General features: G+C 33.9%; 17 protein-coding genes. 13 read left to right on the top strand and 4 right to left on the bottom strand.

Annotated elements, in window-relative coordinates; translation table 11 throughout:
* Nucleotides 1–56: 56 nt before the first annotated feature.
* Nucleotides 57–1,610 (bottom strand): L-piperidine-6-carboxylate dehydrogenase, encoded by a 1,554-nt coding sequence (gene amaB, locus SCB73_RS07905; protein ID WP_320569516.1) that lies wholly within the window; start codon nucleotides 1,608–1,610, stop codon nucleotides 57–59.
* Between the two features lie 181 nt (nucleotides 1,611–1,791).
* Between amaB and SCB73_RS07900 the strand changes: the two genes are divergently transcribed.
* Complete coding sequence (locus tag SCB73_RS07900) at nucleotides 1,792–2,748, top strand: 3',5'-cyclic-nucleotide phosphodiesterase (RefSeq protein ID WP_320569515.1); 957 nt, start codon at nucleotides 1,792–1,794, stop codon at nucleotides 2,746–2,748.
* 120 nt (nucleotides 2,749–2,868) lie between these two features.
* Here SCB73_RS07900 and SCB73_RS07895 read toward each other — a convergent pair whose 3' ends face one another.
* Complete coding sequence (locus tag SCB73_RS07895; RefSeq protein WP_320569514.1) at nucleotides 2,869–3,408, bottom strand: 3-hydroxyanthranilate 3,4-dioxygenase; 540 nt, start codon at nucleotides 3,406–3,408, stop codon at nucleotides 2,869–2,871.
* Between the two features lie 96 nt (nucleotides 3,409–3,504).
* Nucleotides 3,505–4,602 carry an endonuclease/exonuclease/phosphatase family protein gene (locus SCB73_RS07890; RefSeq protein WP_320569513.1) on the bottom strand — a complete coding sequence of 366 codons (1,098 nt, stop codon included), beginning with the start codon at nucleotides 4,600–4,602 and terminating at the stop codon, nucleotides 3,505–3,507.
* Nucleotides 4,603–4,815: 213 nt separating this feature from the next.
* Here SCB73_RS07890 and SCB73_RS07885 point away from each other — a divergent pair, with 213 nt between their 5' ends.
* The 12 genes from SCB73_RS07885 to SCB73_RS07830 all read left to right on the top strand — a co-directional run bounded on the left by SCB73_RS07885 (nucleotide 4,816) and on the right by SCB73_RS07830 (nucleotide 20,256).
* Nucleotides 4,816–5,715: a S66 peptidase family protein gene (locus tag SCB73_RS07885; protein ID WP_320570082.1), complete on the top strand. Its 900-nt coding sequence runs from the start codon at nucleotides 4,816–4,818 to the stop codon at nucleotides 5,713–5,715.
* A gap of 141 nt (nucleotides 5,716–5,856) precedes the next feature.
* The gene (locus tag SCB73_RS07880; RefSeq protein ID WP_320569512.1) at nucleotides 5,857–6,228 is read left to right on the top strand and encodes a YraN family protein; all 372 of its coding nucleotides are present in this window, start codon (nucleotides 5,857–5,859) and stop codon (nucleotides 6,226–6,228) included.
* A gap of 120 nt (nucleotides 6,229–6,348) precedes the next feature.
* Nucleotides 6,349–7,005 carry a hypothetical protein gene (locus SCB73_RS07875; protein ID WP_008466087.1) on the top strand — a complete coding sequence of 219 codons (657 nt, stop codon included), beginning with the start codon at nucleotides 6,349–6,351 and terminating at the stop codon, nucleotides 7,003–7,005.
* Between the two features lie 396 nt (nucleotides 7,006–7,401).
* Entirely contained in the window at nucleotides 7,402–7,965 is a 564-nt protein-coding gene (locus SCB73_RS07870) for an RNA polymerase sigma factor (RefSeq protein ID WP_320569511.1), read from the top strand.
* Between the two features lie 527 nt (nucleotides 7,966–8,492).
* On the top strand, nucleotides 8,493–9,680 hold the full coding sequence (locus SCB73_RS07865; RefSeq protein WP_320569510.1) for a FecR family protein: 1,188 nt from the start codon (nucleotides 8,493–8,495) through the stop codon (nucleotides 9,678–9,680).
* 191 nt (nucleotides 9,681–9,871) lie between these two features.
* Nucleotides 9,872–13,087, top strand: a complete 3,216-nt coding sequence (locus SCB73_RS07860) for a TonB-dependent receptor (protein WP_320569509.1) — start codon at nucleotides 9,872–9,874, stop codon at nucleotides 13,085–13,087.
* Nucleotides 13,088–13,095: 8 nt separating this feature from the next.
* Nucleotides 13,096–14,589 carry a RagB/SusD family nutrient uptake outer membrane protein gene (locus tag SCB73_RS07855; RefSeq protein ID WP_320569508.1) on the top strand — a complete coding sequence of 498 codons (1,494 nt, stop codon included), beginning with the start codon at nucleotides 13,096–13,098 and terminating at the stop codon, nucleotides 14,587–14,589.
* A 15-nt stretch (nucleotides 14,590–14,604) separates the two neighbouring features.
* Nucleotides 14,605–15,681, top strand: coding sequence for a SusE domain-containing protein (locus tag SCB73_RS07850; protein WP_320569507.1), 1,077 nt, complete (start codon nucleotides 14,605–14,607; stop codon nucleotides 15,679–15,681).
* 122 nt (nucleotides 15,682–15,803) lie between these two features.
* Nucleotides 15,804–17,201, top strand: coding sequence for an alpha-amylase family glycosyl hydrolase (locus tag SCB73_RS07845; RefSeq protein ID WP_320569506.1), 1,398 nt, complete (start codon nucleotides 15,804–15,806; stop codon nucleotides 17,199–17,201).
* Nucleotides 17,202–17,242: 41 nt separating this feature from the next.
* Nucleotides 17,243–19,423 carry a glycoside hydrolase family 97 protein gene (locus SCB73_RS07840; RefSeq protein WP_320569505.1) on the top strand — a complete coding sequence of 727 codons (2,181 nt, stop codon included), beginning with the start codon at nucleotides 17,243–17,245 and terminating at the stop codon, nucleotides 19,421–19,423.
* A gap of 193 nt (nucleotides 19,424–19,616) precedes the next feature.
* Nucleotides 19,617–19,766, top strand: coding sequence for a hypothetical protein (locus SCB73_RS07835; RefSeq protein WP_320569504.1), 150 nt, complete (start codon nucleotides 19,617–19,619; stop codon nucleotides 19,764–19,766).
* Entirely contained in the window at nucleotides 19,750–20,256 is a 507-nt protein-coding gene (locus SCB73_RS07830) for a DUF6169 family protein (protein WP_320569503.1), read from the top strand. The genes SCB73_RS07835 and SCB73_RS07830 overlap by 17 nt, the downstream gene beginning before the upstream one ends.
* Before the next feature lie 36 nt (nucleotides 20,257–20,292).
* On the opposite strand, the gene SCB73_RS07825 is transcribed toward SCB73_RS07830, so the two are convergent.
* A complete protein-coding gene (locus SCB73_RS07825; protein ID WP_320569502.1) occupies nucleotides 20,293–20,799 on the bottom strand; it encodes a hypothetical protein in 507 nt (168 codons plus the stop codon).
* Nucleotides 20,800–20,868 lie beyond the last annotated feature (69 nt).

The following is a 20,868-nucleotide window of genomic DNA, read 5'->3' as shown; positions in this document are numbered from 1 at the left end:
ATGCAAAAGGCTTCCTACTATTGGAAGCCTTTGCTGTTTTTATCTTTAAAGAAATCTTACAAATCAAATTTAATTCCTTGTGCCAAAGGAAGATTCGTTGTATAATTAATCGTATTTGTTTGACGTCTCATATAGATTTTCCAAGCATCAGATCCAGACTCGCGTCCACCACCTGTTTCTTTTTCTCCACCAAAAGCACCTCCAATTTCAGCTCCGGAAGTTCCAATATTTACGTTCGCAATTCCGCAATCCGAACCTGTTACTGACAAAAATCTTTCAGCTTCACGTAAATTATTAGTCATAATTGCTGAAGATAATCCTTGAGCGACTCCATTTTGAATTTCGATTGCATTATCAACTTCTCCAGAATATTTAATCAAATATAAAACCGGAGCAAAAGTTTCGTGCTGTACAATTGCAAATGAATTTTCAGCTTCAGCAATTGCCGGTTTAACGTAGCATCCACTTTCATAACCTTCGCCAGAAAGCACACCGCCTTCAACCAAAATTTTTCCGCCTTCTGAGACAACTCTGTTCAAAGCAACTGCATAAGCTTCAACAGCATGCGTATCAATTAGTGGTCCAACATGATTATTTTCGTCAAGCGGATTTCCAATTCGTAATTGATTGTATGCAGCAACCAAAGCATCTTTTACTTTGTCGTAAATACTTTCGTGAATAATCAATCTTCTAGTCGATGTACAACGCTGGCCAGCCGTTCCAACAGCTCCAAAAACTGCTCCAATAACAGTCATTTTAATATCTGCATCTGGAGTAACTATAATGGCATTGTTTCCTCCTAATTCCAATAATGATTTTCCTAATCGAGCAGCAACAGCTTGTGCAACGATTTTACCCATTCTGGTAGAACCAGTTGCAGAAACTAACGGAATACGAGTATCTTTTGTCAACAACTCTCCTATTTTATAATCTCCATTTACCAAGCAAGAAATTCCTTCTGGCAAATTGTTTTCTTTGATCACTTGAGCGATTATATTTTGACAAGCAATACCGCAAAGAGGTGTTTTTTCAGAAGGTTTCCAAACGCAAACATCGCCAGAAATCCAAGCCAAAGCTGTGTTCCAAGACCAAACCGCAACAGGAAAATTAAATGCCGAAATAATTCCGACAATTCCTAACGGATGATATTGCTCATACATTCGATGTCCTGGCCTTTCAGAATGCATGGTCAAACCATGCAATTGGCGAGACAGTCCAACGGCAAAATCACAGATATCAATCATTTCCTGAACTTCTCCATAACCTTCTTGCAATGATTTTCCCATTTCATAAGAAACCAATTTTCCAAGAGCTTCTTTATTTTGACGCAACTTTTCTCCAAACTGGCGTACAATTTCACCGCGTTGTGGCGCAGGAATTAATCTAAAAGTTTTAAAAGCCTCAGTTGCCGAACGCATTACTTTTTCGTAATCCTCCAGTGTTGAAGTTTTTACTGATGCTATTAATTTTCCATCTACAGGAGAAAAACTATCTAAGATTTCACCTGATGAAAAATTCTCCACTCCTGTTGAAGTTCCTTCGTTTACTAGTTTAATTCCTAGTTTTTCCAGTGCTTCATTCATGCCAAATTGTGATGCTATTGTTGTCATTGTAACTTTTTTAGTTAAAATTGTTATATTTTTATGTAAAGATATTCTTTTAGAATTAATTTCAAATTGAAATGAATTCATAAATAAGAGTAAAATTAAGATTATTTAATAGTATTAACAGAAATGAAGCCCTATTTATTGGATTTATTTAGTGAAATTTGCATTACATAAAACAACAATTATGACCATTTTCAGTAGGCTTTTACTTTGTTTGCTATTAATTTCGACAAATGCTTTCTCTCAAAAAGAAAAACCTTCATTTCAAGTTGTTCCTTTAGGAATAAAAGGCGGAATTGATGAAAAAAATCTATCCGCATATTTAGTTGCTCCATCAAATACAAAAGATTTTATTTGTCTCGATGCCGGAACTGTAAATGCGGGAATCGAAAAAGCAATTGAAAATAAAGTTTTCAAAGTTTCAACAAGCGAAGTTTTGCGCAAATACATAAAAGGATATTTGATTTCGCATGCGCATCTGGATCACGTTTCAGGTTTAATCATAAATTCTCCTGCTGACTCCTCAAAAACTGTTTATGCGACTCAGAAATGTATGGAAATGATGGAAAATCATTATTTCAACGATCAAACTTGGGCAAACTTTGGAGATAAAGGTGTCGGATTTCCGTTGAAAAAATATCATTTTCAAACTTTGAATTTAGGCGAGGAAACTCCAATTTCAAATACAAAAATGACGGTAAAAGCTTTTCCACTAAGCCATGTTAATCCGTTTGAAAGTACGGCGTTTTTAATTAAAAACGAAAATTCTTATGTTCTGTATTTAGGTGATACCGGCCCAGATTCTGTCGAAAAAAGTGATAAGTTGAAAGCTTTGTGGACAGCAGTTGAACCTTTGGTACAAAACAAACAATTAAAAGGAATTTTCATCGAAGTCTCTTTTCCAAATGAACAACCAGACCAATTTTTATTTGGGCACTTAACCCCAAATTATCTGATGAAAGAACTTCATGTTTTAGAAGATTTAGCTGGAAAAGGCTCTTTAAACAACTTCAAAATCATTGTTACGCACTTAAAACCACCAACAAAAAATATTACTAAGCTTAAAGAACAACTTAAGAATCAAAATGATTTAGGATTGAAAATCATTTATCCTGAACAAGGGAAAAAGTTTGAATTATAATTTTTTTGCCACAGATTTTACTGATTAAGCGGATTAAAAAAATATTTAAAAACTGCATTTATAAAAAATCCGACAGGCTTTAAAAACCTGTCGGATTTACCATTTATATTTTAATCGAAATTATTTTTTAGCGACAAATCTTGGATCTGTTTCCATAACTGTTCCACATTTATCGCAAGTTCTTAATTCTTCTGTATTGTAGAAATGTTCAAAATGAGGCAGAAAATCTTTTTCAATATTGTGAAGTTCAAAATAGACTTCGTACAATTTATGATTGCAATTGTCACAATGCCAAAGCAAACCATCTGTATAGCCTAAACCTGCTCGTTTTCTTTCGATTACCAAACCAATTGAACCAGCTGAACGAACTGGAGAATGTGGCACTTTAGCAGGATGTAGATACATATCACCGGCATTTAACTCCATTTCCTTGCGCTCGCCATCTTCCTGAATTACTACTTTTATACTTCCTTCTAACTGATAGAAAAGTTCTTCTGTTTCATTATAATGATAATCTTTTCGAGCATTTGGTCCAGCAACAATCATAACAATATAATCTCCTGAATCTACATAAAGATTTTTATTTCCAACTGGTGGTTTTAATAAATGTCGGTTATCTTCAATCCATTTTGTTAGATTGAATGGTTTTGCTATAGCCATTTTTTTAAGTATTTATGAAAAGCTAAGGTAATGAATTTGTAGAGACGCACCGCAGTACGTCTTATCGGTTTTGCTTGCAACAACTTAGACGCACCTCTACAATTTCTCTCGTATCAAATAAACATAAACCGGAAAATGGTCGCTAAAACCAGCTTCGGTTAGTGTATTTCGTAATGGATATCCTTTATACTTTCCAGTAGTTTGTACAAGATAGGGCCGATTGAAAATCCCAGCTTTCCAAAATTTATAACTTGAAAAATCCGGCTGTCGCAGCGATTGTGTCAATATAATTTGATCAAAAATATCCCAGGAGTCTCTAAATGCAATAGTTCCCATTCCTTTTGTGGCCATTTCTTCAAACGGATTGAAAGTCCCAAATTCTGCAGTTGTCTCTTTTTTCGATTTTGCTCCTAAAGCCACTTTTACACTTTTATTAAACGGTCCATCATTTAAATCTCCCATTGTAATCACTTTTGCGAGCGGATTTATTTGCTGCAATGAATCGATAATTTTTCTGTTCAATTTTCCTGCTGCTTCTCGATATGGACTGCTCGCCTTTTCTCCACCCGATCGGGAAGGCCAATGATTAACAATAATATGAATTTCTTCATTATCAAGAAAACCTGTTACCAAAAGCTGATCTCTCGTGAAAACTCGGTTTTTAGTGTCAACTTTAACTTCAACATCTCCTAAATCTTCGTTTCCATTTTCTTGAACAACAGTTTTATTCTTATAAATTATTAAAGGAATATTCGAAAAAGAAGTCGGCCTAAAATATTTTTTCTGATACAAAAGTGCCACATCTATTCCGCGTTGATCTGGTGAATCAAAATGAATAATTCCGTAATCGAAACCTGCAATTTTTTCTTGTTTCACCAAATCTTCAAGAACGCCTCTGTTTTCTATTTCAGAACAGCCAATCAATGTTGGTGCATTTGAATTTTCAGGAGTTCCAATTTCTGAAATAACCCTCGACAGATTTTTTAATTTTTGCTCGTATTTTTCTTTTGTCCAATGTTGTGCTCCTGTTGGCGTCCATTCATCATCATTTGTATTTGGGTCATCAATCGTGTCGAAAAGATTTTCGAAATTGTAAAAGGCTATTGTGTGGATATTATATTTCTTAGATTGGGCATTTGAAAAAGAAAGCGCCAAAAAAACAATCAAACAAAAATGAAATTTAATAATTTGCATAACTTTAAAAAATCAAATGACCAATTTAAATAAATTGTAGGATTTTTCAACAAAATAATATGATTAAATATTTAAATTTGCTTCTAATCAAAATTAAAAACTGCAAAAGAAATTATGAATCGGTATCTTAATATCAAAAAGAAATTTAATGGCTTTAAACTCGCATTGCTTACTTTTGCTTTACATACATTCACTTGTCAATCTCAACAAATCATGATAACACCACCTTATTTACAAAAAGGAGATACTGTAGCTCTTTTGGCAACAGCCAGAAAAAACATCGACGATAATTTAAAACCAACAATTGATTTATTGCATAGTTGGGGATTAGAAGCTGTTGTGGGAAGCACCATTGGTCTAGATTATCACCAATTGGCCGGAACTGATGAACAACGCGCAGCCGATTTTCAAAAGCAAATGGACAATCCAAATATTAAAGCAATTTGGTGCGTTAAAGGTGGATACGGAACTGTTAGAATGCTAGATTTATTGGATTTTACCAAATTTAAACAACATCCAAAATGGATTATTGGTTTTAGTGATGTTACCGTTTTGCATAATCATTTAAACACAATGGGCTATAAATCAATTCATGGTGTAATGCCGATTACAATTCCGCGCGCAACTCCAGAGGCGATCAGTTCTTTAAAAGCAAGTTTATTTGGCGAATCATTATCTTATACAGTTGCTCCATCTCCAATGAATCGTTTTGGAAAAGCAACCGGAGAATTAGTTGGAGGAAATTTATCCATCTTATATAGTTTATTAGGTTCTCCATCGGCAATAGATTGCAGAGACAAAATATTATTCATTGAAGATTTAGACGAATATCTTTATCATATCGATCGTATGATGATGAATTTAAGACGAAATGGATGCATCGAAAATCTTAAAGGAATTGTTATTGGTGGCATGACTAAAATGAAAGACAATGAAGTTCCGTGGGGGAAAAACGCACTGGAAATCATTGATGATGTAACTAAAAAATATAATATTCCCGTAATTTTTAACTTTCCAGCAGGGCACATTAGAGATAATAGGGCTTTGATAATGGGAAATACCGCTACAATTGAGGTAAATGCTTCTGGAAGTACGCTTACCTTCCAAAAATAACATTCACTCTTTAAAAAGGGAGACTAAAAATACCACATAAAAATCTCGCAAAGACGCGAAGTCGCAAAGTTTTAAATATACTTTGCGACTTCGCGTCTTTGCGTGCAAAAAGCCTAAACCTGAAACCTTGAAACAAAAACTATGGCAGAACACAATGAACTAGGAAAACTCGGAGAAGATCTAGCCGTCTCCTATCTCGAAGAAAATGGTTATGAAATTTTAGAAAGAAACTTTATTATTCAAAAAGCCGAAATTGATATTATTGCCCAAAAAGATTCCATTTTGGCCATTGTTGAAGTAAAGACAAGATCGAGTTTGGATTTTGGTTCTCCGCAGGATTTTGTCAAACAAAAAAAAATTCAGTTGCTCATAAAAGCAGTAAATGCCTACATAAACGATAGGGAAATGGATTTTGATGATGATTTAAATGTTCGTTTTGACATAATTGCAATACATAAATCTGAGGAAACATTTGCAATTGAGCACCTTACTGACGCTTTTTATCATTTTTAACATATTTTTTTGTTGTTATAATTGTAACAATTTGTTTTTTTATTTATATTTGCAGAGATTTATAACATCAAATTAACTAAACCAACACAATTAAGTTACAAAAAAAAAAGAAAAAAAATTATGAAAACCGTTTCTTCCATCGTCGAAAATTACATCAAAACAAAACCGTTTTTATTAAATGCATTATCGCTCGGAATTATCAATCTGACTTCGCTATCTCGAAATATTATGACCGAGCTGGAAAGTGAGTTTGGCAAAGAGGTAAAACAAGGTGCTGTTGTAATGTCTCTTAAAAGATTGACTGAGGAATTAGATTTTAAATTAAACCACAAAATCAATAAAGTAATCAAGAATATTGGTGAAATCACGGTTCGTTCTGAGCTTACAGATTACACTTTTGCTGCTTCAGAAACTGTTTTAAACAAACAAGCTGACTTAATTTCTGATATTAATGCTTTATCTGATATTTTCTATACCTCATCACGTGGTGTAAATGAAACTAATATTGTAGTGAGCAGCAGTGTGAATCACTTGGTTGAGAAACACTTTATGAGAGAAAAACTAATTCAGAAATTAGACAATTTAGCTTCTATTACAGTAAAATTGCCAAAAGAAAATATTGTTGTTCCTGGAATTTATTATTTTATTTTCCAACGTTTGGCTTGGGAAGGAATCATCATCAACGAGGTAATTTCTACTTCAAATGAATTTACAATTTTAGTTGGCGAAGATCAAGTTGACGTTGCTTTCAAAGTAATCAAAGATTTGAAAAACTAATTAAACAGAATTTAATTTTAGATCAATTATATAGATTCAATTTTCAATAATCCTTTTGTCTTTTTTAAAAAAGATGAAAGGATTTTTTGGTTTAAAAAAATTGACGAATTTGCAATTCCTGCTTTCAAGAATAAGAATATTCCCAGAATTAAAAGTTCAGAATAGTTAATTTTTAAATTTTAAGCCAAAAAGTTATCAACTTGATAAAAAGCATTTTAACGCTGTATTTCCTGCCATCGAAGCAGTCGTAATTTTTCAAAAATACAAATAAGTGTATTTTTTGACTTTTTTATGCGAATTATATTTTTATATATTTGCTAATCACTCAACGCATTAGAGTATCGATTTTAACAGTATCGTAATATAATTAGATTTAAATACAAACTAATTAATTTAATGTTGGAAGCCAAAGATCATAGCGACAAATTATTGGTAAGCGAACTAAAAAATGGCAGCGAAAAAGCATTTCGCGTGCTTTTTGATTTGTATTACCAAGATATTTATGGTTACAGCATTAGTCTCTTAAAATCAAAAGAAGCTGCCGAAGAAAATGTTCAGGATGTTTTTATGAAGGTATGGCAGCATCGCGAAAACTTGAATCTGGAGCAGTCATTTAAAGCTTATATTTTTACCATTGCGAGAAATCAGGCTTTTAATACTTTGAATAAAGCTGCAAATGATCAGGTTTTAAAAGAAGCTGTTTTTTATGAAAGTCAAAAATCTCATGAATACGGCGATTATTCGATTCGCGAAGAAGATTGCAAAAAACTTCGCAAACAAGCCATAAAACAATTGCCCCCCAAGCGAAAGCAAATTTTTAAAATGTCCCGAAAGAAAGGCATGAGTTACGAAGAAATAAGCGAAGAACTCGGCATCTCTATAAATACTGTCAGGAACCAAATGAGCAAAGCACTGGAATCCATGCGAGTCTTTTTTCAAGTTCATGATGAGATTATCTAACCAAAACCAATTTTTTAACCAATCAAATCACTCTTCGGAGTGATTTTTTTTGTTCTTAGTGAGAAGATGGGTCACGGATTTAACGGATTTAAACTGGTTTGCACAGATTTTTAATTATTTCAATTTCTGTTCAATTTCCACGAAAATTTCAAAAATTATTATAAAATGTAGCCCACGGTTTCAACCGCGAGAGACGTATGTGATGCAGATCGCGATTCAGATTACAATTCTGCGCTGTGATTACATTGCGTCCCTGCGGTTGAAACCGCGGGCCATATTTGAAAAAATGCGAAAAAAATTAAACTAAAATCTGTGCAAACCAGTTTAAATCTGTTTATATCTGCAGGCAAATATTCTATAGTATCATTTTTTTTCAAAAAAACATATTCGTCAAAATACTGACAATCAATTGTTTGAAATTTAATTTAATCTTTCAAATGTTAAAATTGAAAAATTTATAACATCTGAGTAGTACTCAACTTCATTTCGATTGTATTATATAAAATCCCGACCTAAAACAATTCGTAATGAATTCAAATTCTGAAATAAAAAGTCTTTTACAAAAGTTTGTTTTGAACCAATGTACGCCCGAAGAAACAAACGAGGTAATTGCTTATTATAAAAAAAATCAACTTACTGATGATTTTCCGACAGTAGAAGATGTTCAAAATCTTTTGGATGAAATGCCAAAAATGGATAAACAGACTGCCGACGATATTTTTATGAATATTTTATCTGCTTCCAAAGAAAAAGAAGAAGATCAAAATGTAATCGAACTGCCGGCAAGAAAATCAAATTATAGAAGATACATTTCGATTGCTGCATCTGTTGTTGTTTTGTTGGGAATTGGTTTTTTCTACAAACAAAATCTTGCAACTAAACCGGCTGAAAAAGAATTTGATTTCAAAAGCACAGACATTGTCCTTCAATTAGAAAATGGCGATATTCAAGTAATTTCTGAAAAAAATTCATCGATTGTAAAAGACTCAAAAGGCAATGTTGTTGGAAATCAAACTGGAGATAAGTTAGTTTACGAAAACAGTTCAGATCCTGAAAAATTGGTTTACAACACGATCAAAATTCCGTACGGAAAAAAATTCCGCCTTCAATTATCTGACGGAACATTTGTTCATCTGAATTCGGGAACAACTTTAAAATATCCCATAAAATTTATTGCTGGCGAAAACAGACAAGTATTTCTTGACGGAGAAGCTTTTTTTGATGTTGCCAAAGACAAAAAACATCCATTTATCGTAAATGCCGACAACTTGAATGTTCGTGTTTTAGGAACGCATTTCAACGTTTCTAACTATCCAGAAGATGCATTGACTGATGTTGTTTTGGTTGAAGGTTCTGTTGGGATGTATCAATCAAACCAAGAATTTGATGCTTTAAAAAACACGATTTTGAAACCTGGATTTAAAGGAAGCTTCAATAAAGAAAATGCTAAAATTTCGACCAAACCTGTTCTCACAGATATTTACACTTCGTGGATAAATGGAGGCTTGACCTTTAGAAATATGACTTTCAAAAACATTATCACTAAACTGGAAAGACGCTATAATGTTACAATTGTAAACAAAAACGAAAAATTAGCCAACGAAAAATTCAATGCCAGCTTTAAGGAAGAATCTATTGAAAATGTTATGAGCTATTTTAATGATATTCATGGCATTAATTATACTATCAAAGACAATCAAATACTAATTAAATAACCACTTAAAACCAATTACAATCTATGATGAACTAAAGTACGGGAATAAAAAAATCGGAAAGAGCTGCGAACAATTTCCGATTTACTAAGTGATTGAATATAACGAATTAACTACAATCAATTAACAAAATTATGAAAAAAAAATCAAAGAATACTGGGTTTTTATACCGAGTGTTCCAAAATGACCTAAAATTGAAACTAACTACATTACTTATTTTGGTCGCCATGTTTAATATTAGAGCGAATACTTATGCCCAAAAGACAAAAGTAACGCTGGAATTGAACAATTCAACAATCGAAAAGGTGATTGAGACCATAGAACAAAAAACCGATTTCAGATTTATTTATAAACTAAATGATATTGATCTAGACAGAACAGTTTCGATTTCGGTAAAAGATCAGTCTATCTACGTTGTTCTAGATAAGCTTTTTAAAGGTACTCCAACCGAATTTAAAATTCGAGATACACAGATTATCTTAAAAAAGCCGGAGCTTAAAACACAAGTTATTGAGTTTGAAAAACAAACCGTTTCAGGAATTGTTACTGATGAAAATGGAAGTCCGCTTCCGGGTGCGTCTGTAAATGAAGAAGGAACAAAAAATGGAGTTGCGACAGATTTTGACGGAAAATTTACGATTACCGTTGCCAGTAATCAATCTGTAATTGTGGTATCATTTGTTGGTTACAAAGACAAAAAAGTAACGGCAAACCAAAAAATAATCAACATTAAGCTTGAACCAGACGCAACAAACTTACAAGAAGTAGTTTTAGTTGGTTATGGATCTGTTACTAAAAAAGATGTAACGGGTGCAGTTTCTACAATTACAGCAAAAGAGATGAATCAAGGTGCAATTGTAAATCCGTTGCAATTAATTTCTGGAAAAGCGGCAGGTGTAAATATTAACCAAATTGGTAGCGAACCGGGTTCTGGTCCAAGTGTGCGTATTCGTGGAGTAAGTTCTTTAATTGGTGGAAGCGACCCTCTAGTTGTAGTAGATGGAATTCAGGGAAATCTAGATTTATTAAACTCAATTCCTCCAACAGAAATATCGTCTATCGATATTCTAAAAGATGCTTCAGCTACAGCCGTTTATGGATCTAGAGGAGCTGCCGGAGTTATCATTGTAACCACTAAAACCAATAAATCAGGAAAAACAACTTTTGAATACGTAGGTTCTTCTGCTATCGATTTTATTCCAAAAAAATTAGATTTTCTAAATGCTGATCAATGGTGGACTGCAGCTCAAAGTGTTGGAGTTCCTGCTTCTGCAAATCATGGTGCAAACACAGATTGGTACGGAATTTTAACACAAACAGGATTTACGCAAACGCACACGCTTTCATTTGGTGGTGGGTCTGAAAAATTTAGTTACCACGGGTCTTTAAGTGCTATTTTACAAGATGGTGTTGTGATCAACTCTGATAACAAAAAATATATTGCAAGATTACAAGCGACTCAAAAAGCTTTGGATGACAAATTAACTTTGACTTATAGTTTAACTAACGGAATTAGTAACACGAACAGCAGTGTACAAAGTATTGGTAGAGTGAATCAAGTTTCAAACTTAATTTCTCAAGCCTATCAAATGCGTCCTACTGATCCTGTGTTTCAATCTGATGGAACAACGTATTATACAGATCCTAATTTATTTCAATATTTGAATCCTTATGCGGCTCAACAAGAAATTACTAATGAAGGAAAATACGATAATTTATTTGGAAGTCTTAAAGCAGATTTAGACATCGTTGATGGTTTGCAGGCTGGTTGGTTTGGAAGCTGGAGAAAAGCAAATAATTCAATCGGTTTTTATAATCCGGCAAAATCCACAGATGCAAACGCTATTAACCAAAAAGGTTTTGGAAATATCAATAATACTCGCCAAGAAGAGAAATTAATGGATATCAGTTTGAATTATAAAAAAACATTTGGAGTTCACGCAATCAATGTCTTAGGTCTTTATGAATGGCAATACCAAAGTGAGCAAAGAAATTACTCGGCAGCAAGAGGATTTGTCAATGATTTAGCAACTTATAACAGCCTTCAATTAGGTGACATGAGTAAAGCTTTACCTGGTGATATTCAATCTTATAAAAATGACAGAACTTTAGCTTCTTTTTTAGCAAGAGTAAATTACGCTTTATTAGATCGTTATTTGGTTACAGCAAGTATCAGACGTGATGGATCTTCTGTATTTGGAGAAAACAACAAATGGGGTAATTTCCCATCTGCTTCGGTAGCTTGGCAAATTGCGAAAGAATCATTTATGGCTAATCAATCTGTTGTTAATGATTTGAAATTACGTGTAGGATATGGCGTTACCGGTAATCAGCAAGGTTTACAGCCTCAAAGCTCACTTTCTTTAGTTGGCGCTGCTGGTACGACTTATTTTGGAGGCTCTCAAATTCCAAACTACAACATCATTCAAAATGGCAACGCCGATTTAAAATGGGAAACCAAAAAACAAACCAATATTGGTCTTGATTTTGGTTTGATCGACAACCGCTTAAGAGGTACAATTGATGTATATACTGCAACAACAGATAATTTATTATTTGATTACACAGTTCCACAACCTCCATATCCGTATGATAAAATCAAAGCTAATGTTGGTAGTATTAAAAACGAAGGATTAGAGGTTGCATTGGCATATGATGTAATCCGAAATGAAAATACGACTTTTACTTTAGCAGGAAACGTTTCTTTCATGCGTAATGAAGTTCTTAACTTAAGCGGAAGCATTAATGGCGTAGCATTAAATACAGACTATGTAGGTTGGGGTGCACCAAATTCTTATTTGATAAAAGGACAACCAATAGGCACATTTAATATTTTGCAACATCAAGGTAAAGATGCTGCAAATGCTGAAACAGTAGTAGATCAAAATGGTGATGGTGTTATTGATCAAGGTAGTATGAGTCCGGATCGTGTAATGCAAGGTTCTGCTCTTCCAACTTATTCTTTCGCTTTCAATCCAAGTGTGAGATATAAAAAATTTGATGCTTCTTTATTATTAAGAGGATCTGGAGGAAACAAAATCTACAACACTGTAAATCAACGTTCAAGTTATATGGAAAACATTGGAAAAAGCAATGTTTTACGGAGCGCTGTTGACTTAGGTATTTACACCTCGCAATATTCTTCAAATTTATGGTTAGAAGATGGTTCTTTTGTTCGTTTAGAAAACGTTACTGCCGGATACAATTTTAGTTTTAAAGATCGATTCATAGATTCTATTAGACTTTCTCTTACTGGAAACAACCTATTCCTTATCACAAATTATTCAGGTATTGATCCTGAAATCAACTTAAGTGGAAGTGGAGATCCAAATGTATATTTTGGAGGAGATAAAGGAATTTATCCTCGTACCAGAAGCATCTCGTTTGGTGTAAATGTTAAATTTAAATAGTAAAAGAAATGAAAATCAAAAATATATTTATAGCAGGAAGCATTTGTTTCTTGGCTTTGACAGGTTGTACCAATGTTGACGAAAATGTGTATGACAAATACCCTGCAGAAGATTTTTATGGATCTCCTCAAGGAGCTGACATAGCCTTAGCGAGTGTATATGCACAAATCGCTGGTAACTGGGGTGGCGTTGGTTATGCTGGTGCCGATATGGGTTGGTATGACTTAAACTCCATGTGTGCTGATGATCAAGTTATTCCGCATAGAAACACTGGTGACTGGTCAACTGGATTCGCAATTTTGTTCAAACATCAATGGCTGCCAACAGACGAAATCGTTGGGAATACATGGAACTGGCTTTACAAATCAATTTTTACTGCCAACCTTGCAATACAACAATTGGAAGACTCTAAAGCGGATGCATCAAAAATTGCTGAAGCAAAAGTTTTAAGAGCATTTTTCTATTATTTATTAATTGATGACTTTGGAAGTGTTCCGTTTTACACAGATAACAATATTACTGTCGATAAAATTCCACAAGCAAGTCGTCAGGTAGTATTTGATTTTGTAGTATCAGAATTAAAAGCCAATGTTGATTTATTGCCAGGCACTAAAGGTGGCGAATTTTACGGCAGATTCAACAAGTGGGCTGGATATACTTTGCTTGCTAAAGTATACTTGAATGCAGGTGTTTTAACCGGAACTCCAAAATGGCAAGAATGTCTTGCGGCTTGTAATGTTGTAAACGGTGGTGGTTTTTCACTACATCCTGCGCTTTCAGATGCTTCAAGTCCGTTAGGGAATAAATATTACGAATTGTTTGGTGATGTAAGTCCTCAAGATGAAACCATTTTATCTATTTACACTACTGTTGATGTTGTAGGCCGTAATATTTTTACCGTACGTAGTTTAATTGGACCACACGCTAATGCATTATTTGGCTACAGTGGCTGGAACGGATCTATTGTTCCTAAAGATTTTTATGCGAAATATGATGATAAAGATATTCGTAAAAAACAATTCTTATTAGGGCCACAACCGGGCAACGTAAATTATACATTGGATGTAGCTTCATTAGATAATCCTGGAGCAGGCGCTCAGGAAGGAGTGCGAAATGTTAAATTTTATCCTGCAGGTTCAATGAACGGCGGTGGAGCTTCAAATGATTTCCCAATTTACAGATATGCTGATGTTATGTTAATGACAGCCGAATGTAATGTTCGTTTAGGGAATGCTGGAGCAGCTAAACCTTTAGTTGATGCTATTAGAACTCGTGCTGGTCTTACTGCTTTAGCTTCAAACCCTACTCTTGATGATATTTACGATGAAAGAGGACGCGAATTAAACTGGGAAGGTCATCGTAGAGAAGATATGATTCGTTTTGATAAATTCTTGTTGCCAAATGAATTCAGAGGCGCATCACAAGAATTTAGAAAAATATTCCCAATCCCAACTTCAGCTTTAAATGCCAATCCAGGACTTAAACAAAATCCAGGTTACTAAAAACAGCTAAATACTATGAAAAAATATATAAATAAATTAGTAGCATTACTTGCATTAGTAATCGTGGCTACTTCTTGTGACTCTGATGCAGAATTAACCGTTTTAAAGTCGGTTAGTTTTCCTTCTGCAATTACATCTTCAGCAAGCAAAATTGTACTTAAAGAAGACGCAGCCGACGCTAATGCAACAACTATTTCTTGGCCTGCTGTTGTTTTCCCAATTGAAGCTCCGGTTTTATATACGGTTCAATTTGATCTTCCGGCAAATACTTCTGGCACTAAAGCGTGGTTAAATGCTAAAACATTCGAAGCAGGAAACGATGTCTTGACTAAATCTTTTACTGTTCGTGATTTGAATAAAATTGCAACTGATTTAGGATTACAACCAAATGCAGAAGGAAAATTAGCAATAAGAGTTGTTGCCGCAATGGACAGAAATATCTATTCTGATCCAATTGAGATAACAGTGACTCCTTATGAAAAAGCAATTGTTTTTGGCGAAATTTATATGCCAGGAGATTATCAAGGTTGGGCAGTTGAAACTGCTGCAGCGTTGACAGCAATCGAAAAAGGAGTTTATCAAGGCTACATGACTGCCGAAGGCACTGCATTAGCATTCAAATTAAATACTGCCAGAACGTGGGCCAAATTTTATGGAGCTGGTGCTACTAATGAAGATTTAGTGAGAATGGATGATGACAATTTATTTCTTCCGAGCGCAGGTTCATACCAAATTAAAGCAAATCTTAATACTTTAAAATGGTCTGCAACTCCATATTCTTGGGGAATTGTTGGTACAGCTCAATCTGGAGGTTGGGATAATAGTACTCCAATGAAATACGACCATAAAACAAAAACCTGGAAAGTTACTGCCGATTTAGTTCCGGGAGCTTTAAAATTCAGATTAAACAACAAATGGGACGTTAATTACGGACCAAAAGATGCATCAACAAATACAATTAACCGTGACGATCAAGGCGCTTATACAATTACAGAAGCGGGAACTTATGACATTACGTTTACTATAGACGAAACTGATCCGGCAACAAAAGGTTATCCGGCAACAGCAACTTGCACTATAATTAAAAAATAATCTAACATATTTGATATAAGCTAGATTAGTTTGAGTGATACCTGCCTTTTTTGAGCGAAAGGCAGGTTATCTAAAAAAACAAAATTGCAATTCTAGTCTTGTATAATTTAATTTCTAAAATCATGAAGTCAAAAACCAACATCGTTTTCATTTTGCTGTTTGCTTTGGCATTTATTTCCTGCAGTTCTTCAGAGGATGGTCCTAAAACGGATCCAAAACCGGATCCTGGAACGGGATATCAACAATATGGAACTGCTTTTGACAAAGTCCCTGCAAACGAAGATGCCATTATTTATCAGGTAAATATCCGTTCTTTTAGTCCGGAAGGAAATCTGAAAGGAGTTCAAAACCGTCTTGATTCTATTCGGAAATTAGGTGCGAATGTAATTTACTTAATGCCAATTTATCCTGTTGGACAGGTAAAAATGGCTGGTAAATTAGGTTCTCCATATTCTGTAAAAGATTACAAAGCGGTAAATGCTGCTTTTGGAACACTTGATGACCTGCGCTCTTTGGTTACAGAAGCACATAGTAAAAACATGGCTGTCATTTTAGACTGGGTTGCCAATCATACTTCATGGGATAATCAATGGATTACAGCACATTCGGATTGGTACCAAAAAGATGCTAACGGAAATATTACAATTCCGCCGGGAACCAACTGGCAAGATGTAGCACAATTAAACTACAATAATAACGACATGAAAAATGCCATGATCGACGCTATGTCCTATTGGGTTTACAATGCCAATATTGATGGATTTAGATGTGACGCTGCCGATTTTGTTCCACAGGCTTTTTGGACGCAAGCTATCACTGAAATTCGTAAAATTAAAAATCAGAAAATGATTATGATGGCAGAAGGCACAAGAGTCAATCATTATGATGCAGGTTTCGATTACACTTTTGGTTTTGCTTATTTCGATGCATTAAAAAAGGTGTTTTCAGAAACACAGCCAGCTTCTTATTTACAAACAGAAAGCTCTAAAGAATATGGTCAATTAGACAGTTCAAAACGCATTGTTCGCTACATAACAAATCATGATGTAAATCTTTCTGACGGAACTCCGTTAGAACTTTTTGGAGGCAAAAAAGGATCTTTAACTGCTTTTGCAATTGCTTCAAGCATGAAATCTGTTCCAATGATTTATGGCGGACAGGAAATTGGTTATGCAAAACGAATCGATTACTTTGATAAAATTGCCATTGACTGGTCTATTGCTGATTATGATATGCTCAAAGAATACAAAAAAATAATTGCTTTCAGAAATACAAGCGAAGCGCTAAGAAAAGGAAAAGTTACAGGATACAGCAGCAATGAAGTAAGTGTTTTTACAATGGAAACCACTTCTGATAAAGTTTTAATTGTAGCAAACATTAAAAACAAAAATGTTACATATACTGCTCCAACAGCTTTAGCAAATACTACATGGAAAGATGCCTTAACAGGAAATTCGGTTACCATTGGATCCGAAATAAACTTAGTGGCCCACCAATATTTAATACTTAAAAAGCAATAAAAGCCTCTAAATAGAACTAGATTTGCACAAAACCAAATAACATGAATTTTCAATCCCAAAAAATGTTGCTTCAAATTCGTTTGGGCAAAAAAACTGCACTTTTATTTTTAGTATTCGCCACTTCATTTTGGCTTCAAGCACAAGAAATAACTTCGCCAGACAAAAATCTTTCTTTAAAATTTGAATTAAAAGAAGGCGGAATTCCTTCTTACCAATTATCATACAAGCAAAAATCGGTTATTAAGCCCAGTTCTTTAGGTTTGGAACTTCAAAACATGGCCTCGTTTATGGATGGTTTTACTGTTACAAATACAGCACAATCTTCTGTTGATGAATCTTGGAATCCGGTTTTAGGTGAAGAAAAAACAATTAGAAATCATTATAACGAATTGGTTGTCACTTTGGCTCAGCCAAAAAATAACAATCGATTTATCCGAATCCGTTTTCGATTATTCAACGACGGATTAGGTTTCAGATATGAATTTCCGAAACAAAACGACCTAAGTTATTTTGTAATCAAGGAAGAACGCTCTGAATTTAATTTGGCTGGAAATCATAAAATTTTCTGGATTCCTGGAGATTATGATACCAATGAATATGCTTATACAACTTCGAAGATTTCAGAGATTCCTTCGTTGATGAAAAAAGCGACTATTGAAATCAATGCACAATGCCCAATAAAAGAATTATCTGTACAAACGCCTTCAATGATGAAATCTGATGATGGTTTGTACATCAATATTCACGAAGCTGGATTAATCAATTATCCGGCAATGTATCTTGAAGTTGATGCTGTAAACAATAAAATGATCACTCATTTAGCGCCAGATGCGCTTGGAGCAAAAGGCTATATGCAAACCGATGCACAATCGCCTTGGAGAACTATTGTAGTAAGCGATAAAGCAACAGATATTTTGGCTTCGAAATTAATTCTGAACCTAAATGAGCCGACAAGTTATAAAGATGTTTCTTGGATTAAACCAGTGAAATTCATCGGAATTTGGTGGGAATATTTTGTTGCTGGAAGAAGCACTTGGGCTTTCGGGAAAGAAAACAATGTAAAATTAACTGATGATTTTACAAAACTAACTCCAAACGGAAAACACGGCGCAACTACAGAACGCGCAAAAGAATATATTGATTTTGCCTCAAAAAATGGTTTTGATGCCATTTTGATTGAAGGATGGAACATTGGTTGGGAAGATTGGATTGGAAACTGGAAAGAAGAAGTTTTTGATTATGTAACTGCTTATCCGGATTTTGATGTAAAAGCAGTTCATGAATATGCTGCTTCAAAAGGTGTAAAAATTATTATGCATCATGAAACTTCAGGATCAGCAACTAATTATGAGCGTCGTTTAGATCGTGCTTTTCAATTTATGAATGACAATGGTTATGATGCTGTGAAAACCGGTTATGTTGGAAAAATTATTCCGCGTGGTGAACATCATGACGGACAATGGATGGTCAATCATTACATCAATGTTGCGAAACGCGCAGCCGATTATAAAATTATGATTGACAGCCACGAAGCGGTTCGTCCAACGGGTTTAAACAGAACTTTTCCAAACTGGATTGCTCAGGAATCTGCGCGGGGGACGGAGTTTGAATCGATGGGCGGATTAACTCCCGATCATACCACAATTTTGCCTTTTACAAGATTAATGGGAGGCCCAATGGACTTCACACCGGGAATTTTCCAAACTGATCTTTCCTATTACGGAACTGGAAGTAATCAACGCGTCAATACAACTTTAGTAAAACAATTGGCTTATTATGTTACCATGTACAGTCCGTTGCAAATGGCGGCTGATATTCCGGGGAATTACGAACGTTTTCCAGATGCATTTCAGTTCATTAAAGATGTAGCTGTTGATTGGGACAATAGCTATATTCTTGAAGCTGAACCGGGAGATTACATTACAATTGCTCGTAAAGCAAAAGGCAAAAACGAATGGTTTATTGGCGGCATTACTGATGAAAATGCAAGAACAGCAAACATTTCATTTGATTATTTGCCAGCTGGAAAAAACTACATAGCAACTATTTACGCTGATGCAAAAGAAGCAAACTGGAAAGAAAATCCGCAGAAATATACGGTTACTAAAGTTATCGTAAGCTCAAAAAGCAAACTAAAGCAATATTTAGCTCCAGGCGGAGGTGTTGCTGTAAGTATTAAAGAAGGAAATGCTTCTGAGTTAAAAGGATTGAAGAAGCTATAAATTTTGGTTAATTAGTAGTATGTAAAAATGGCGCATGAATTTTCGTGCGCCATTTTTTAATAAAATTTAATTTTATTTCTTTTTACCTTAATTTAATACAATTAATCAATTTACAATCATTAATTTACACACAAAACATAAAAATAATACTACTTTTTTTGCAATATTCAACTTAAAACTATTACTTTGCAATATGAAAACTACAACTGTAAATAAAGAAGTAATTAAAGAAGCAATTATCAAAATGAGAGAAGATAAGATTGCCGTACGTTCTTTTTTACAAGGAAAAATCTCTGCCGAAACCTTAACTTCAAAAGGTATCAAGCTTGTCAAAACAATATAATTATACTTTTAATTCTGATTCTGGTTATTACACTTTTTTAACAAAAAGACAAATCGAATACAGAGTTGCTTTCTACGAAGATTTCACACTAGCTACATGCATAGGTGATGGTTTAGAATTGGGAAATATTTATCAGATCACAATAGATAGAATTAGTACTGAACCTGCACCGTTTGATTTATTTGTTTCAGAAACAATTAAAAACATTATAACAACATTTTTTGAAAATACTCAAGATGCATTAATTTACATTTGCGATGATAATGACAAAAAAGCATTTCAAAGATTTGCTACTTTTGAAAGATGGTACAATAAAAGCAATATGACCAATTATATCATTAAGCTTAATAATATTATCGAATTTGATTCTGGTTCTGAAATTATTAAACTTTACACTTCTTTGATGTATCATAAAGAAAATGCTAATTTAAAGAACATTGAAGAGGCTTTTAATAATATCAGTAATACTTTAAATGGAGAAAAGTTATAAAAAAAAATGCCGTTTGAGAATTTCAAAAGGCATTTTTTATTTTTTCAATTGTGAATAAATATCGTCTTTTGTACCCAAAATCAAATCTGGGCCTGATGATTTCAAAATATAATCATTTTCAACTTTCTTATAATAAAATCTAACAAGCTTTGATTTCGTAAAATCAAACTCATTGATAAAAAGTTCCTCGTCATTAAAAAATTTATTTTGAGGCTTTAATTCTGCCAGGCTATCTGGATATTGACCATTTTTACTCTTGTAAAACTCTAAATCTTTTACAACTTCATTTAATTGATATTTTGTAAGTTCTATAAGTTGCTTTTTATGTAGCTCACTATTTTCTAAAAGAAGCCAAAATAATGGAGTAAAAAGTATACTGGCTATTCCTATTATTTTCATCTTTAAATCTTTTCTTTTAAAACCATGAAATAACAGAATCCCGCCTGTAATCAATCCTAAATTTGGAAATAAGCCAGCAAAACCTAATCGATATAGTATTTGCGAACTAATTTTATCAAAAAATGTTTTCTTATCAGTATTCATAGAATCATAAGCAACTTTAAAAATGGTGAAAAGAATTACTAAATTTCTCGTTTAGCCCCGATAGAACTG

The organism is Flavobacterium sp. KACC 22761 (genome assembly GCF_034058155.1).
In the GTDB taxonomy this organism is placed as follows: domain Bacteria; phylum Bacteroidota; class Bacteroidia; order Flavobacteriales; family Flavobacteriaceae; genus Flavobacterium.
This window is presented reverse-complemented; position numbering and strand designations above follow the sequence as displayed.

Bases quoted from the DNA above. Each gene is read 5' to 3' on its own strand.
- amaB (WP_320569516.1), bottom strand. From the start codon at position 1,610: ATGACAACAATAGCATCACAATTTGGCATGAATGAAGCACTGGAAAAA.
- SCB73_RS07900 (WP_320569515.1), top strand. From the start codon at position 1,792: ATGACCATTTTCAGTAGGCTTTTACTTTGTTTGCTATTAATTTCGACA.
- SCB73_RS07895 (WP_320569514.1), bottom strand. From the start codon at position 3,408: ATGGCTATAGCAAAACCATTCAATCTAACAAAATGGATTGAAGATAAC.
- SCB73_RS07890 (WP_320569513.1), bottom strand. From the start codon at position 4,602: ATGCAAATTATTAAATTTCATTTTTGTTTGATTGTTTTTTTGGCGCTT.
- SCB73_RS07885 (WP_320570082.1), top strand. From the start codon at position 4,816: ATGATAACACCACCTTATTTACAAAAAGGAGATACTGTAGCTCTTTTG.
- SCB73_RS07880 (WP_320569512.1), top strand. From the start codon at position 5,857: ATGGCAGAACACAATGAACTAGGAAAACTCGGAGAAGATCTAGCCGTC.
- SCB73_RS07875 (WP_008466087.1), top strand. From the start codon at position 6,349: ATGAAAACCGTTTCTTCCATCGTCGAAAATTACATCAAAACAAAACCG.
- SCB73_RS07870 (WP_320569511.1), top strand. From the start codon at position 7,402: ATGTTGGAAGCCAAAGATCATAGCGACAAATTATTGGTAAGCGAACTA.
- SCB73_RS07865 (WP_320569510.1), top strand. From the start codon at position 8,493: ATGAATTCAAATTCTGAAATAAAAAGTCTTTTACAAAAGTTTGTTTTG.
- SCB73_RS07855 (WP_320569508.1), top strand. From the start codon at position 13,096: ATGAAAATCAAAAATATATTTATAGCAGGAAGCATTTGTTTCTTGGCT.
- SCB73_RS07850 (WP_320569507.1), top strand. From the start codon at position 14,605: ATGAAAAAATATATAAATAAATTAGTAGCATTACTTGCATTAGTAATC.
- SCB73_RS07845 (WP_320569506.1), top strand. From the start codon at position 15,804: ATGAAGTCAAAAACCAACATCGTTTTCATTTTGCTGTTTGCTTTGGCA.
- SCB73_RS07840 (WP_320569505.1), top strand. From the start codon at position 17,243: ATGAATTTTCAATCCCAAAAAATGTTGCTTCAAATTCGTTTGGGCAAA.
- SCB73_RS07835 (WP_320569504.1), top strand. From the start codon at position 19,617: ATGAAAACTACAACTGTAAATAAAGAAGTAATTAAAGAAGCAATTATC.
- SCB73_RS07825 (WP_320569502.1), bottom strand. From the start codon at position 20,799: ATGAATACTGATAAGAAAACATTTTTTGATAAAATTAGTTCGCAAATA.